This is a genomic window from Undibacterium sp. Di27W, assembly GCF_049340345.1.
Classification (GTDB): Bacteria; Pseudomonadota; Gammaproteobacteria; order Burkholderiales; family Burkholderiaceae_D; genus Undibacterium.
Window position 1 is genome coordinate 77,666 of the sequence record NZ_JBMPOS010000010.1, and the last position, 16,149, is coordinate 93,814.

The 16,149-nt window shown below is 51.7% G+C and carries 9 protein-coding genes; all 9 read left to right on the top strand.

From position 1 onward, the window contains the following. Positions 1 to 470: 470 nt before the first annotated feature. A complete protein-coding gene (locus tag ACO0LF_RS19770) occupies positions 471 to 1,907 on the top strand; it encodes a GH1 family beta-glucosidase (protein WP_423017096.1) in 1,437 nt (478 codons plus the stop codon). A 339-nt stretch (positions 1,908 to 2,246) separates the two neighbouring features. Next, positions 2,247 to 4,943: a TonB-dependent receptor gene (locus tag ACO0LF_RS19775; RefSeq protein WP_423017098.1), complete on the top strand. Its 2,697-nt coding sequence runs from the start codon at positions 2,247 to 2,249 to the stop codon at positions 4,941 to 4,943. A 78-nt stretch (positions 4,944 to 5,021) separates the two neighbouring features. Then, positions 5,022 to 5,849: a glycoside hydrolase family 16 protein gene (locus ACO0LF_RS19780; protein WP_423017100.1), complete on the top strand. Its 828-nt coding sequence runs from the start codon at positions 5,022 to 5,024 to the stop codon at positions 5,847 to 5,849. Positions 5,850 to 6,026: 177 nt separating this feature from the next. Then, positions 6,027 to 8,489 carry a glycoside hydrolase family 3 N-terminal domain-containing protein gene (locus ACO0LF_RS19785; RefSeq protein WP_423017102.1) on the top strand — a complete coding sequence of 821 codons (2,463 nt, stop codon included), beginning with the start codon at positions 6,027 to 6,029 and terminating at the stop codon, positions 8,487 to 8,489. Next, a complete protein-coding gene (locus ACO0LF_RS19790) occupies positions 8,486 to 9,481 on the top strand; it encodes a glucokinase (protein WP_423017104.1) in 996 nt (331 codons plus the stop codon). The genes ACO0LF_RS19785 and ACO0LF_RS19790 overlap by 4 nt, the downstream gene beginning before the upstream one ends. Positions 9,482 to 9,502: 21 nt before the next feature. Further along, on the top strand, positions 9,503 to 10,798 hold the full coding sequence (locus ACO0LF_RS19795) for a sugar MFS transporter (RefSeq protein WP_423017414.1): 1,296 nt from the start codon (positions 9,503 to 9,505) through the stop codon (positions 10,796 to 10,798). A gap of 126 nt (positions 10,799 to 10,924) precedes the next feature. After that, positions 10,925 to 11,371 carry a hypothetical protein gene (locus ACO0LF_RS19800; protein ID WP_423017106.1) on the top strand — a complete coding sequence of 149 codons (447 nt, stop codon included), beginning with the start codon at positions 10,925 to 10,927 and terminating at the stop codon, positions 11,369 to 11,371. A 29-nt stretch (positions 11,372 to 11,400) separates the two neighbouring features. Next, positions 11,401 to 11,862 carry a hypothetical protein gene (locus ACO0LF_RS19805; protein WP_423017108.1) on the top strand — a complete coding sequence of 154 codons (462 nt, stop codon included), beginning with the start codon at positions 11,401 to 11,403 and terminating at the stop codon, positions 11,860 to 11,862. Between the two features lie 405 nt (positions 11,863 to 12,267). Continuing rightward, positions 12,268 to 15,885, top strand: a complete 3,618-nt coding sequence (locus ACO0LF_RS19810; RefSeq protein ID WP_423017110.1) for an indolepyruvate ferredoxin oxidoreductase family protein — start codon at positions 12,268 to 12,270, stop codon at positions 15,883 to 15,885. The last annotated feature ends 264 nt before the right edge of the window (positions 15,886 to 16,149 follow it).

Here is a 16,149-nt window from a genome sequence, read left to right on the forward strand (position 1 = left end):
AGATGAATAGAATTTCTTGACTATTCATTTTCTTTGCGAGATTATGGAAACCTTTCCAGTTAATGTGTAATACGATTTACCTGAAGGTATTGCGAAATCAAGATGGTTCAAGGTTTCAGCTCGGCCTGGCTGACGCAGACAGTACTTTGATAGCGGGTTTTACATCCGTTAAGTACAACAAGACCAGCTTCATTTCGAAGCAGCATTCTTAACGGGTTATTGTAGTGAAGCAAGTCTCTGTGCATGGCATGAACTAGTTTGTTACGCATGACTGATGTTGGTGGGCGGCCAGGTTTGGAAATTTGCAATGCCTGTAGCGAAACCATTGATGAAAGGGAAATGCCTGGGATCAGCTAATACTTTCTTTGAGAATTTTGAGTGATATAAGCTCAAAATTTTTTAATCTAAAATGGAAACGTTTCCATTTAAATTGATAAATTGATTCACTTCTATATTGAACAAGCAAAAATATGAGTAAAAGTCTACTTCATGCAGCTACGCCACTCCGCTTGCAGCCAGAGCGTGCGGATTTTAATAGCGATTTCTTGTGGGGAACTGCAACCTCGGCTTACCAGATAGAAGGTGCGGCTAGCGCCGATGGCCGGGTTGCCTCGATCTGGGATCGCTTCTGTGAGCAACCAGGTGCAATACGTGATGGCAGCAATGGCGCAGTGGCATGCGATCATTATCATCGCTGGCCTGAAGACCTGGATATCGCGCAAAGCCTGGGTTGCAATGCTTACCGTTTTTCGATTTCCTGGCCGCGCATATTTTCTGCTCCGGGTTCTGCTCCCAATCCTGAAGGCCTGGCTTTTTATTCACGGCTGGTGGATGGCATGCTGGAGCGCGGTTTACAGCCCTGGGCTACCTTGTATCACTGGGACTTGCCCCAGTATCTGCAAGACCAGGGAGGCTGGGCTGTGCGTGAGACTGTGCATGCCTTTGTCGAGTTTGCCGATATCATGAGCAGGCATCTGGGCGACAGGGTCAAGCACTGGATCACGCATAATGAGCCATGGTGCACAGCCATGCTGGGTCATGCCGATGGCATACATGCGCCTGGCATCAAGGACTTCAAAATGGCGATACAGGTTTGCCATCACGTCTTGCTATCGCACGGACTGGCGACGCCTGTGATACGCGCCAATGTCACGGATGCGCGGGTAGGGCTGGCGTTGAACTTGCATCCTGTTTCTGCAGCCACAGACAAAGTGGAAGATATCGCGGCGGCCAACCTGCATGACGGCTTGCGCAATCGCTGGTATCTCGATCCCCTGTACGGTCGCGGTTATCCTGAAGATGTGTGGCAAGCCCTGGGTGCCTACGCACCAGCGGTGGCAGATGGTGATATGCAAGCCATGGCCGTTGCCACCGACTTTTTGGGCGTGAATTTCTATTTCCCTGAAATGGTGGAGCATGTGCCGGGTGCCTCACCCCTGAATACTCGCCTGGTGGATGCAGTGGGCGTCGAGCGCACCGCCTTTGGCTGGGAAATTGCACCAGAGGGTATGACAAGTTTGCTGAAACGCATACAGGATGATTACCAGCCCAGCGCCATGTATATCACTGAAAACGGTGCAACGTATGATGACTATCTGGATGCAGACGGCCAGGTCCGCGATGAATTGCGGCGCGATTATCTGATACGCCACCTGGTGGCAATCAGGGAGGCGATCCATCTGGGTTGCCCGGTCAAAGGTTATTTCCTATGGAGCTTGCTTGACAATTTCGAATGGGCGGAAGGGTGTTCGCGCCGTTTTGGCATTACTTATGTGGACTTCGTCACGCAGCAACGCACGCTAAAACTCAGCGGAAATTGGTATAGAGATTTTTTGCAGCAGGCAGTAGCTACAGAAAAAAACACGCTCACAACGGAGTCGCAATTCCAGGAATCCTCGCATGCGTAAGTCTATCAATCCAGGCAAGAACCTGGCACTGAAATTGACGTGTTGCAGGATACATTTTTCATTGACAAATAAAAACGGGGGTAGCACTATGCATTTTTTATAATTGGAAACCTTCCCATTGATGGGTAAGGCAAAGCTGTTAGCAGTACATGTGCATGGCGCAAAAAGACGCCGGCCAAAAAAAACAAAAAAATACCAGTAAGACGCGTATGCAAAACAATGCGTAGAAAACGGCGATCTGTCGATAGTGGCTTGTGATGTTGGAACTGTGGCGGGAAAGTCCATTTCAACTCCTAATCTGCGGGCACGCCGATCACTGAAAATAAATTGGGAGACAAAATGTTTCATCAAATGACCAAGCGTACCCTGATAAGCCTGGCTGTCGCCAGTGCCTGCGCCCAGCTCACATCATATGTATGGGCACAAGAACAGGAAAGCAATAAAACGGTAGAAGAAGCAAAACCTAAAGCAAAAAAAACAGATGCAGACAGGGCAGAAGTGCAGGAAGTGACAGTGACTGCCACCCGTCGCAGCACTTCTCTGCTAAAAACCCCTTTGGCCGTAACGGCCTTCAGTCAAGAGAAATTGAACAAACAAGGTATTACTAATCTGGCAGGCATTTCTGGTGAATTACCGAATGTGCAGATGGATGGCCAGGCCAATGACTCTGCCGTCAAGATCACCATACGCGGTATCACGGCCACCAATTTTACCGAGATTGGTGATCCTTCCGCCGGCTTGCATATAGACGGTTTGTATTCCCCACGACCACAAGGTGCACAAGCCCTGATGTTTGATCTGGATCAGGTCGAAGTCTTGCGCGGTCCCCAGGGGACTTTGTTTGGCCGTAATTCCACCGCCGGTAGTATCAATATCATCCCGGCCAAGCCTGACTTTAGTTCCACCTATGGCAGCGCCTCGTTTGAAACCGGCAGCCTGAACCTGCGCAACTTTAATGCCATACAAAATATCGTCATCAATGACAAGCTGGCCTTGCGCGCCACCTTGATGAAGGTGACCAGGGACAGCCCCTTCAACCAGATGCAGGACTTCAGCGAGGCGAATATTCCAGCCCTGGGCTGGAAACCTGATGGCATACCTGACGTGACCCAGCGTTTCAATAGCAAGGTATCAAAAGCCGATGGTTATAATAATCAGAACCAGTGGGCAGGGCGCCTGGCTGCGCGTCTGAAAGTCAATAATGACCTGGAATGGCAACTGGCTTATGAACACTTCCAGGATTCCGGGGCTGGCTACATAGGCATGCGTGACTGTGACCAGTCGGCCGGTACGCGCTGGGCTTGTGTACGTGGCCAATATGATGTGCTCATCAATGTGCCGGGCAAGGTGGATATGTCGATAGACACGGTGCGCTCCAAGGCCATCTGGAATGCCAACAAAAACACCACGCTGGAATATGGTTTCGTCTACGCCAATCAACAGCGCAGCCAGGTGCATGATGATGATGGCGGTGTCTCGCCTTATGCATTCGAAGTCACAGGCAGGAACCCGCCAGATGGCAACTGGTCGGTCTGGCCTATTTCTGACAACCTGACGCGCACCCTGAATTCAAAATACCTGTCCACTGTACATGAACTGCAATTGAAACAGAATTTTGATGACTGGCAGTATGTGGCCGGTGCTTTCTGGATGCATGAAAAGAATGCCATCAATTTTGGCCAGGAACAAATGCACTACGGTCCGAATAATATTCCTATCAGTCAGTTCTATGCCCAGCCCGACCGCCAGATCGATTCCAAAGCCCTGTTTGCCCAGGCTGACTGGCAATTCAATCCAGTCTGGACAGCGACGTTAGGTGCACGCTATACCAGAGATTCTAAGACTGATAAAGGTGGCATGAACCTGGGTGGCAATAGCTGGGGTGGTCAAAGCTTTGGCTATTACAATGGCATGTTCGACTATGGCACGCCAGGCACAGATAGTTATCGCGTACCTAATGGCAATCAGATCACGCCACAAATGGGAACCCTGGGTGGCGCTGCGGCGTACGCGGGCTATGGCCCTGGCACCAATAATGACCACAGCGATAGCTGGAGCAAGGGCACTTATCGTTTGGGTCTGCGTGCGCAATTGACGCCTACCGATATGGTGTATGCCGCCCTGGCCACTGGTTACAAATCGGGTGGCTTTGGCGACCGTACCAATAAATGCGGCCCGACCGGTTGCGTCTTTGGTGACAACAAAAAAGAGCAAATCACTTACCTGACCTATAAACCAGAAACAGTCACCAATTTTGAATTGGGTTACAAGGGCAAGTTGCTCGATAACCGCCTGGCTTTGTCGGTGGTCCTGTTTGCCATGCAGTATAAAGACATGCAACAGACTGGTGGCAACTTCCTGGCCAAGGTCAATACACCAGACAACCTGCCTTGTCCATCATGGGCACCGACTTGCGATGTGGCGACTGCCTGGCAAACCGTCAACGTAGCCAAGGTCAATTTGTCGGGTATAGAAACTGAGTGGGATTATCGCCCATGGCCAGGGGCAAAACTGGGCGGTTTTTTCAGCTATTTGAAAAGTGTCATTCATGACTATGATTCCTATGATGATGGTTACGCCTGCGACCAGCGTGCCGAGGTAGGGGCAGTTGCCTGCCCGGCAGTCTATACCGGGACGGATGACAGATTGCGTGGCCGCCGTGCCTATAATCTGGAAGGCAATCAAATGCCGAATGCACCCAAGTTCACTCTTGGCATGAACTTCTCGCAAGAGATTGCACTCGACCACGGCTACACCCTGACACCATGGATAGGCATGCGCTGGCAAGACAAGGTTTATTTTGACTTGCGCAATTTCGACAATCCCTACATAGGTCTGACGCAAAAAGCCTATGCCAAGGGTGATATATCGTTGAAGCTGGTGGCACCAAATGACAAATGGTTTGTTGAAGCCTATGTGCGTAACTTCAGCGATGCCAAGGCCAAGACCAATGGCTGGAATGCCGGTGGTGGAAAGATGGGAGCAAGTTATATAGACCAGCGTTCTTTCGGCATCAAGGTTGGTGCCAGTTACTAAGCAAGGACTAAGCAAGAATCAGCCTGATGGAATTGAGTATCATCCATCAGGTTCTTATTTTGCAAAAAAACAGACAGTATGAAAAAAATCTCTTTGCCTGTGTGTTTCATTTCCCTGAGTCTGTTACTGCTCACCGCTTGCGGTGGCAGCAACAGCCTGGTGCAAACACAAGTCACGCCCAGCTTACAGCAAGGCTGGGAACTGGTCTGGGCTGATGAATTTGCTGCCGATAAACTGGATACGCAAAGCTGGCAGATAGAAACCGGTGGCCAGGGCTGGGGTAACCATGAGCTGGAAAACTATACTACGCGTAAAGAAAACCTCAGGCTAGAAAATGGCATGCTGGTCATAGAAGCACGGAAAGAAAAATATGGCGACAACGACTATACCTCGGCACGAATAAAAACAGCAGGTCTGCGCGAATTCACTTATGGTCGTTTCGAGGCGCGTATCAAGATACCGGCAGGCCAGGGCATCTGGCCAGCTTTCTGGTTGTTAGGAGTTGATAAAAGTGCGGTAGGCTGGCCCGAGCGCGGTGAAATCGACATCATGGAAAACATAGGCAAGGAAGCAGCAACTACCTATGGCACCTTGCACGGACCTGGTTATTATGGCGCAACCGGTTTTGGTGGCTCAAAAAAACTCACGCAGGGGAAGTTGGCGGATGACTTCCACATCTATGCCGTTGAATGGGATGCAGAGCAGATACGCTGGTATCTTGATGGACAACTATACCATCAGGCCAGTCCTGCAACCGTGCCAGGCAAGTGGGTTTTCGATCATGATTTTTTCATCATCCTGAATCTCGCGATAGGCGGTGACTGGCCAGGCGCACCGGATGCAAGCACCAGCTTCCCGCAGCAAATGCTGGTGGATTATGTGCGCGTGTATAAAAGAAAAACCTGAACCAGATATCATCAATAAAGAGACAAAAGTGAATCAGCAGATTCCTTCAATAATAAAGAGTACACCATGATGAAACTGAAGCAAAAAACTGTACAAATAAGTTCCGCAATCCTGTTGATTTGCGGGGCAGCCCACGTGTTTGCGGCTGAGACCGCAAACCAATATGGACCGTGCAAGATGCCGGAGAAAAATCTGGCTGCCTGGCCACAAGTTCAGAGCGTGATCACTAAAGACCCGGCAATCGAAGCAAAAGTCGCTGCCATCGTCGCTGGTATGACGCTGGAACAAAAGATAGGCCAGATGACGCAGCCGGAAATCAAGTCGATTACACCAGATGATGTGCGGCGCTATTATCTGGGATCGGTCCTGAATGGCGGTGGTAGCTGGCCAGACCGAAATAACAAACATGGTACGGCGGCTGACTGGGTAGCGCTGGCTGACAAATACCATGAAGCTTCGATGGCGACTGATATGGCAGTCAAGGTCCCGGTCATCTGGGGCATAGATGCAATACATGGCAATAGCAATGTATATGGTGCTACGCTGTTCCCCCACAATATAGGCCTGGGCGCCGCCCACAATCCGCAGCTGGCGGGTCAGATAGGGCGAGCCATGGGCAGGGCTGTACGCGCCACCGGCATCGCCTGGGTGTTTGGCCCCACGCTGGCGGTAGTACGTGATGACAGATGGGGGCGTACCTATGAAAGTTTCTCGGAAGACGGTGCACTGGTGCGCCAGTACGCCGGTGAATATGTCAAGGGCTTGCAAGGCTCCTTCATGGATGATGGCAATGTGGTGGCCACTGCCAAGCATTTCATGGGCGATGGTGGCACCGATCAGGGCAAGGACAGGGGTGTCAATCTATCCAGCAATGCGCAGATGATTAATACCCATGCGCAAGGCTATATGACTGCTCTGGCAGCCGGTGCGCAAACCGTCATGGCATCCTACAATAGCTGGAATGATAAAGCCTCCGGTGCCAATTACGGCAAGATGCATGGCAGTAAGGCACTGCTGACTGATGTGCTGAAAACAAAAATGGGCTTCGATGGTTTCATCGTCACCGACTGGGATGCGATAGGTGAAGTGCCCGGCTGCCGCAATGACAGTTGCCCGCAAGCGATTAATGCAGGTATAGACATGGTCATGGTGCCAGATGCCTGGAAGGCTTTCATCAGCAATACCATCGCCCAGGTCAAGTCTGGCGAGATACCCATGAGCAGGATAGATGATGCAGTGACGCGCATCATACGCGTCAAATTACGCGCTGGCCTTTTCGGTAAAAAACCTTCAGAGAATATCTACGCAGGCAAGCAGGATGCCTTGCAGGACCGCGAGCTGGCCAGGCAGGCTGTGCGTGAATCCCTGGTCTTGCTCAAGAATGATGGCGCAACATTGCCGCTGGCACGCAACAAGAAAATCCTGGTGGTGGGCAAGACTGCTGATGATATCTCCAACCAGACCGGCGGCTGGTCACTGACCTGGCAGGGCACGGATAATAAAAATACTGACTTCCCGAATGCTGATTCCATACTGACAGGCATCAAGGCTGCCTTGGGTGAAGCCAATGTGGAATTCAGTGTCGATGCCAGGGGTGTCGATCTCAGCCGCTTTGATGCCGTGATTGCCGTCATTGGTGAAACACCGTATGCGGAAATGTATGGCGATATCGGTCCCGCTGGCACTTTGCGTCATACCGGTCGTTATCCTGAAGACCTGGCGGTATTGCAGGCTGTGGCAGGCAAGGGCAAGCCGATAGTCACGCTGTTTGTCTCTGGCCGCCCTTTGTATGTCAATGACCTTATGAACTTGTCTGACAGCTTTGTCGCTGCCTGGTTGCCAGGTTCAGAAGGCAAGGGTGTGGCGGATGTCTTGTTCCGCACTGCAGATGGCAAGCTGGCACATGATTTCAAGGGGACGCTGTCATTCTCCTGGCCCAAATCTGTCTGTCAGACCAGCCTGAATTTTGATGAAGCTAACTATTCACCACTATTCAAACTCGGATATGGCCTCAATTATTCCAGCAAGAGCAAATTGGGCAAACTCGACAGCAAATATCCCTCGGGTGGCTGCGGCGTGACCAATGCTTACCCGATATTCAACCAGGCTGACCGCGCGACTTATCCTCTGTATGTCATCAGTGGCAATGAACAGCAGGCCGTCGGTGCAGATTTGAACCGGGTCTTGAACATGCCTGGCATCAGTGTGCAAACCTCGCAAGTGAATAGCCAGCAAGATGCCAAGCTCATTAGCTGGAGTGGCGCAGCCAGTGTGGCGGCGCGTGCCAACCGTGGATTGGCCATCCCTGCCTTTGCCAGCAAGGATGGGGCGTTGACATTTGATACCATCGTTGCCACAGCACCTGAGGCTACTGTCAGTCTTGCCATGCATTGCGGGAATCACTGTGCCGCTACTCTGGATGTGACAGAAATTTTCAAACGCCTGGTGGGAAAAAAAGAAAAACAGACGATCAAGATACCGTTATCCTGCTTTGTCGCCAAAGGAGTTAAATTGAATAATGTCGATGTGCCATTCAGCATCAGTACCACATCGGCATTTTCTGCAGCCATCACGAATATACAAATTCTAGGCGGTGCAGCCAAAGACCAGGATGCTGTGCCCTGCGCAGAGTTGAAATGATGCTCAGTCAAAACACCAAGCAGACTTATCCACGCTTGCTGGCTGATATCGGTGGCACCAATGCCCGTTTTGCACTGGAGACAGCAGAGCGCCAGTTTGCTGCCGTCAAGGTGCTGGCCTGTGCCGACTTCCCCAGCCTGGCTGATGCCATGCAAAGCTATCTGGGCAGCGCCGAGCTTAAGCAGATGCTGGGGCGCAATGAGCAGCGTATAGCCCATGCCGCAATTGCCATTGCCAACCCTGTCGAAGGTGACCAGGTGCACATGACCAATCATGACTGGAGTTTCTCTATCGCTGGCTTGCGTCAGCAACTGGACTTCACCACCCTGCTGCTCATGAATGATTTCACTGCCCTGGCCATGGCCCTGCCTTATCTCGACGCCAGCCAGCGCCAGCAAATAGGCGGTGGCGTCGAGCAGCCTGGCCGTACCATAGGTCTTATCGGTGCAGGCACTGGCCTCGGTGTCTCAGGCATTATTCCGGCAGGCTCATCCTGGATACCATTAGCAAGCGAAGGCGGGCATGCCAGTTTTGCACCTGCGAATAATGAAGAAGTACAGATATTACAAAGCCTGTGGCAGCAATATGAGCATGTCTCAGCCGAACGCCTGTTGTCAGGCAAGGGACTGGAATTGATCTGTACTGCCATCTCTGGCAAGACGATTGATGCAGCAGACATTACACGCCGCGCACTGGATGGCAGTTGCGCAGATTGCCTGCGCACGGTAGAGCACTTCTGCGCCATCCTTGGTAGCGTGGCTGGCAATGTCGCGCTCACGCTTGGGGCAAAGGGGGGCATGTATATAGGTGGCGGCATAGTCCCCAGGCTGGGGCCTTTGTTTGCTGCTTCGGCATTTCGCCAGCGCTTCGAAGCCAAGGGGCGGCTCAGCGGCTTCCTGGCGCAGATACCGACTTATCTGATCACGGAAGAATACCCGGCTTTCATCGGTGTTTCAGCCATGCTGGCTGATCATCTGGATAAGCATAAATAAAATTATATAAGGAGGAACATGATGGAAACTTCACTGCCGAGCAGCGCCACCCTTACATCTGATCACAATGCCAGGAGTCAGACCAGCTCTCTCGTCATCGTGACGATTTTGTTTTTCATGTGGGGTTTTTTAACTTCACTCAATGATGTGCTGATCCCGCATCTGAAATCGATTTATACCCTCAGCTATGTACAGGCGACGCTGGTACAGTTTTGCTTCTTTGGCGCTTACTTTATTGTCTCAATACCTGCTGGGATGCTGATCAAGAGAATTGGCTACCAGCATGGTGCAGTGACTGGCCTGGTCATCGCTGCGGTGGGTTGTGCGCTGTTCTACCCCGCCTCCATGGGCAGTTATGCATTGTTCTTGCTGGCTTTTTTTGTGCTGGCTTCCGGCATCACGATACTGCAGGTTGCCGCCAATCCCTATGTCACGGTACTCGGTGAAGCAAAGACGGCTTCCAGCCGCCTGACGCTGACGCAAGCCTTCAATTCCCTCGGGACGACAGTAGCGCCAGTTCTGGGTGGCATACTGATTTTGTCCGGTGCTGCTCTGACTGCTGCCGAGATAGCGCAATTGCCAGGCTCAGACCAAGCTGCTTATCGGGCTAGCGCTGGTGCTGCTGTACAAATGCCTTATCTGATGTTGGCAGCGGCATTGCTGTTGCTGGCAGTCTTGTTTGCCTTTGCCCGCCTGCCTAAAATTTCACATGCAGAAAGCAGTGAGAGCACGGTCAGCAGCAGTCAAACTTCTGTGCTTGCACACACGCATTTGCTCATGGGTGCGATAGGTATATTTCTGTATGTAGGTGGTGAAGTCAGCATAGGCAGCTTCCTTATCAATTTTCTTGGCGAGTCTGACGTCGGTGGCCTGACACCTGCAATCGCCGCACACTATGTCAGTTTTTACTGGGGCGGTGCCATGGTGGGCCGCTTCATTGGTTTTGCTGTCATGCGCAAGGTCAGCCCGGGTAAGACCCTGGCATTCAATTCAGCTGTGGCCATAGCCCTGATTCTGACGGCGATCTATGGCCATGGTTCACTGGCGATGTGGGCGATCCTTGCGGTAGGCTTATGCAACTCCATCATGTTCCCTACCATCTTCAGTATGGCTCTGAATAAACTTGGGCCTTTGACGGGGCAGGGTTCAGGCATCTTGTGCATGGCGATAGTCGGTGGTGCGCTCGTGCCTTTCCTGCAAGGCTATCTGGCTGACAGCATAGGTCTGCATGCGTCTTTCTATGTGCCGGCAGCCTGCTATATCTTCATCCTGTACTTTGGCATACGTTATGCGGGCATGTACTCCGCTCCCAAATAATCATCTACTATAGTCACTTCTTCCTTGTATGGGGGATTCGGGAGCTTCATGCTCCCGTTTTTTTTGCCTGTAGCAGATTTATGAATAATAATGTGCGCTCTCCATGCATGGGTAGACAGCAAAGAAATGACTACTGTGAAAAAAGAACTCTGGGCGACACTGGCAGGTATCTCGGCCTTTCTCGGTGGCTTGTTGCATGTCATCGCCCTGATGGGGGGCGCAGACTGGATTTATTTTTTTCATGCCCCACCCTCAGTGGTAGAGTCAGCGCGCCTGGGCACCTGGCTTGCTCCGGTGAGCACTTTATTCATAGCAGCCCTGATGTGGCTGTGCAGCCTGTATGCATTTTCCGCCGCAGGATATCTGCGTCGCCTGCCATTGCTGCGCACGGGTTTGTTGGTGGTGGCTTTTATCTGCATAGTGCGCGGCCTGATCTTTTTCCCCTTGATCATGCTTAACTCAGCCTGGTTAAAGCGCCTGGATACTTTTGAAATAATTGCCTCTGTGATCTGGCTGGCGATAGGTATATTCTTCGCATTGGGCTTGCGTGCTGCGTGGAAAAGGGCATACTGAATTTTCTGATGACACTCTTGACTCAATAAATGAAAAGAAATAACAATCCCTATCTTTTCTGGTCAGGCATGGTCCTGGTGCTGGGGGCCCTTATCCATCTTGCCACCCTTTGGGGCGGGCCAGACTGGTATGCCTATATAGGCGCGCCGGATGGCATTGTCGCAATGGCGAAGGCCGGCAAACGCTATCCTGTGGTGGTTTGCCTCATCATTGCCGGCTTCCTGTTTGTCTGTGCTGCGTTTGCATTTTCCGGAGCGGGCTTGATCCGGCGTCTGCCTTTGCTGCGCACGGTGCTGGCATTGATGGCTGGCGGATTGATAGTCAGGGGCATCAGTTTCATCCCTCTGGTTATCTGGTGGCCAGAAGCACTGGCTTTTGTCACGAGCATCCACAGTGTTAATACCTTGCTGCTGATTACCTCGGCGATTTGCCTGGGAACGGGCCTGGGGCTGGCTATTGGCCTCAGGAAAATGATGAAGCCATCAGTTTAAACGGAACATAAAATAGGTATCATTTTTCATGATACCCCTATTTTAATTCCATATTTTCCACAAACGTGTATTCAACCTACACTGTGAACACAGCAGATTTCAAAGGAAGTCGAAGAAGCGCTGCAGCGAAATTTCGAAAGCTTCTTTTGATGTCTTTTTGATTCGACCAGCTTGGTGTCAAGCACCGCGTAATCACCTCGTAGCATATCTGACGTTGGCAGATGTGATACAGATAGCGTCTTGATATCGAATTTTGTGTCGAATTCGAATAAAATGGTAGTTATCACTACCAACGCAACGAGAGCCTATCTCTGATACCTCGCTATAGGCTCCGAGCAAAATTGTGTCTTACCGGATACAACGCATGCTCTTTGCGATCTAAATCACAAATTTTGGAGCCACCTTATGTCATCCGACACCACCATGGAGTCTGCTGGACTCTCGTCCCTTGCCAGAACAGGCAATAGCAATCAAGAAGCATCTAGCGATGCGCTCGAAGCCAGCCAGATCACCAGCCCCCCGCAATTGAATGATGTGCAACTTGACGATAAATATACGTCGAACAGCGGCACGATCTTTTTGTCAGGCATACAAGCCCTGGTAAGACTGCCCATGATGCAGCGCCAGCGCGACCAGGCTGCTGGACTGAATACGGCGGGATTTATTTCCGGTTATCGTGGCTCCCCGCTGGGTGGTCTGGATGAAACATTGTGGAAAACCAAAAAACTGCTGGAGCAAAACCATGTGCAGTTTGTGCCCGGCGTCAATGAAGACCTGGCAGCGACCGCAGTCTGGGGCTCGCAAACGGTAGACCTGATAGGCCCGGCCAAATACGATGGTGTATTTGGCATGTGGTATGGCAAAGGCCCTGGCGTGGACCGTAGTGCTGACGTCTTCAAGCACATGAACCATGCTGGCACATCGAAACACGGTGGTGTTTTGCTAGTGGCCGGTGATGACCATGGTGCGTATTCCTCAACGCTGCCACATCAGTCTGACCATATATTCTCCGCCTGCATGATCCCTATGCTCTACCCCAGCAATGTGCAGGAATACCTGGACCTGGGCTTGCATGCATGGGCCATGTCGCGTTTCTCAGGCTGCGCAGTCGGCTTCAAGGCCCTGGCTGATACGGTAGAGTCGACTTCTTCCGTCGATGCTGACCCTTTCCGCCTGCAAATCAAGCTACCGCAAGACTTTGTCATGCCTGAAGGTGGCCTGAACACGCGTTTGTCTCTGGATACCCTCGGCATACAGGCACGCAAGCAGGAAGCCCTGATGCAGGATTACAAGATCTATGCAGCCCTGGCCTATGCCCGTATCAACAAACTCAATCATGTCACCATAGACAGCCCGACGGCGCGTCTGGGCATCGTCGCCTCCGGCAAGTCTTACCTTGATGTGCTGGAAGCGCTGGAAGAACTGGGCATCGATGAGAAATTCGCTGCCGAGATAGGCATACGCCTGTTCAAGGTATCCATGCCCTGGCCGCTGGAGCCGGATGGCGTGCGTGAGTTTGCCCAGGGCCTTGATGAAATTCTGGTCGTTGAAGAAAAACGCCAGATGGTCGAGTACCAGCTCAAGGAACAACTATATAACTGGCGCGATGACGTGCGCCCGCGCGTCATCGGCAAGTTCGATGAAAAAGGTGAATGGGTACATCCGCGTGGTGAATGGCTGCTGACTTCCAAGGCTGACTTTTCGGTGGCGCAGATTGCGCGCGTGATTTCTTCACGCATCGCCCGTTTCCATACCAGTGACCTCATCAAGGCGCGTCTGGCGTTTTTGGAAGCCAAGGATGTCGTGCTCAGCAAGCAAGTCAATACGCCGGCGCGCCCGGCTTACTATTGCTCAGGCTGTCCACACAATACCTCGACCAAGGTGCCGGAAGGCAGCCTGGCACTGGCTGGCATAGGTTGCCATGTCATGGCTACGGCGATTTATCCTGAATTCAATAAACTGACCACCCATATGGGTGGCGAAGGCGCGCCCTGGATAGGTCAGGCAGCTTTCTCGACCTTGCCGCATGTATTTCAGAACCTCGGAGATGGCACTTATTTCCATTCCGGTTATCTGGCAATACGCGCGGCGGTCGCTGCCAAGGTCAACATCACCTATAAGATTTTGTATAACGATGCAGTGGCGATGACGGGTGGACAACCCGTCGATGGCACGATCAGCGTGCCGATGATGGCGCAACAGATGGCGGCAGAAGGTGTCAAGCGTATCGCCCTGGTGACTGAGGATTTGTCACGTTACACAGACCGCTCCAACTTGCCTAGCTTTTTAACTCTGCATGACCGCAAGGACATGGATGCTGTGCAACGCGAATTGCGCGACATACCCGGCGCGACCGTACTCATCTACGACCAGACCTGCGCCGCCGAGAAGCGTCGTCGCCGCAAAAAAGGCGAATTCCCTGACCCTAATCAGCGCATGTTCATCAATGAAGCAGTCTGCGAAGGCTGTGGAGACTGTGGTGTGCAATCCAACTGTACGTCCATCATGCCGGTGGAAACAGAATTTGGCCGTAAGCGCAGCATAGATCAGTCGTCCTGCAACAAGGATTATTCCTGCGTCAAGGGTTTCTGCCCCAGCTTTGTCACTGTAGAAGGCGGTAAGCTGGTCAAATCCAAAACAGGTACAGCAAAGACAGATGATTTCGGCGCACTGCCAGAACCGCAATTGCCTGCCTGTGAAAGCTCTTACAATATCTTGTTGAACGGCATAGGCGGCACCGGTGTGATCACCGTTGGCGCCTTGCTGGGCATGGCGGCGCATCTGGAAGGCAAGGGCGCATCGGTACTCGACATGACAGGCATGTCGCAAAAAAATGGCTCTGTGACTTCGCATATACGCATCGTCAACCAGGCTGGCAAATTGCGTGCACAGCGTATAGCAACGGGTGAAGCTGACCTGATTCTGGGCTGCGATATTTTGACAGCTGGTGCACATGATGCGATTTCCAAAATGCGTGCAGGCCGCACCCGTGCCGTCATCAATACCCATGAACAACCGACAGGCCCGTTTGCCAAGAACCCTGACTGGCAATTCCCGCTGGAATCAGTTGAACACCTGATTTCTGAATCAGTCGGTGGCAATGTTGATTTCATCAATGCTACCAAACTGGCAACCGCCTTGATGGGCGACTCCATTGCCACCAATCTGTTCATGCTGGGTTTTGCTTATCAGAAAGGTGCAATACCCGTATCTGAAACAGCCTTGCTGCGTGCGATTGAACTGAACGGTGTGGCGATCGAGGCCAACAAAAAAGCTTTCCTCTGGGGCCGCCGTGCTGCGGTGGATTTTGCCCGTGTGGAAAAAATCGCCATCCCTGGCCAGCCTGTCGTCATCCAGATGCCGCAAAGCCTGGACGCCCTCATCAAACGCCGCATTGCGGTATTGACGGATTACCAGAACGCCGCTTACGCCCAGCAATACGCTGATCTGGTCGACAAAGTCCGCAAGGCGGAATCTGCATTGAATGCCGGTAACAAGTTCAGCATGGCAGTCGCCAAATATGCGTTCAAACTCATGGCCTACAAGGATGAATATGAAGTCGCACGCCTGTACACCAATGGCGATTTCACCGCAAAACTCAAGCAACAGTTTGAAGGTGACTTCAGCCTGAAATTCAATCTGGCTCCGCCTATCTTCTCGAAGAAAGATGGGCAGGGTCATCTGGTCAAGGCGCAATATGGTTCCTGGGTATGGCAGGCATTCAAGCTGCTGGCCAAACTCAAGGGCTTGCGTGGTACAGCACTGGATATCTTTGGCAAGACCGAAGAACGCAAGGCCGAACGTGCTCTCATCGTTGAATATACAGCCCTGATGGAAAAACTGGCTGCTGGTTTGAATGCAGATAATCTGGAACAAGCCATCGCTCTCGCCAGCCTGCCTGAAAAGATACGCGGTTATGGCCATGTCAAAGAAAAGGCCATGCAGGCGTATCATGCTGAGAAAGCAGTTTTGCTGAACCCTCAAAATACAACAGTGATCAAGGAAGTATCGCGTGTAGCGTAATTACCTGATGGCAAACTGGCAAGCCGGGCGAGTAGCCTGCCTTGTCAGTTTGGCGTTGGTAGTTGTATGGATGGTTGGTATTTTTTTAAGACCCAGTGTTCATGACTCTTTCCAGACATTTTGCTGCCATAAGCCACGCCCAGCCTGAGATTGCCGTTTTACATTTTCATATTGACGTTTACGTTAACGTCATATAACTTAGCCTAACCCAAACACAGTGATTGTTACCAAATAGCAATAATCACTGTGATAAAACAAGACCGA

Coding starts and splice junctions, on each gene's coding strand:
- ACO0LF_RS19785 (WP_423017102.1), top strand. CDS start 6,027: ATGCCGGAGAAAAATCTGGCTGCCTGGCCACAAGTTCAGAGCGTGATC.
- ACO0LF_RS19810 (WP_423017110.1), top strand. CDS start 12,268: ATGTCATCCGACACCACCATGGAGTCTGCTGGACTCTCGTCCCTTGCC.
- ACO0LF_RS19800 (WP_423017106.1), top strand. CDS start 10,925: ATGACTACTGTGAAAAAAGAACTCTGGGCGACACTGGCAGGTATCTCG.
- ACO0LF_RS19790 (WP_423017104.1), top strand. CDS start 8,486: ATGATGCTCAGTCAAAACACCAAGCAGACTTATCCACGCTTGCTGGCT.
- ACO0LF_RS19795 (WP_423017414.1), top strand. CDS start 9,503: ATGGAAACTTCACTGCCGAGCAGCGCCACCCTTACATCTGATCACAAT.
- ACO0LF_RS19780 (WP_423017100.1), top strand. CDS start 5,022: ATGAAAAAAATCTCTTTGCCTGTGTGTTTCATTTCCCTGAGTCTGTTA.
- ACO0LF_RS19775 (WP_423017098.1), top strand. CDS start 2,247: ATGTTTCATCAAATGACCAAGCGTACCCTGATAAGCCTGGCTGTCGCC.
- ACO0LF_RS19770 (WP_423017096.1), top strand. CDS start 471: ATGAGTAAAAGTCTACTTCATGCAGCTACGCCACTCCGCTTGCAGCCA.
- ACO0LF_RS19805 (WP_423017108.1), top strand. CDS start 11,401: ATGAAAAGAAATAACAATCCCTATCTTTTCTGGTCAGGCATGGTCCTG.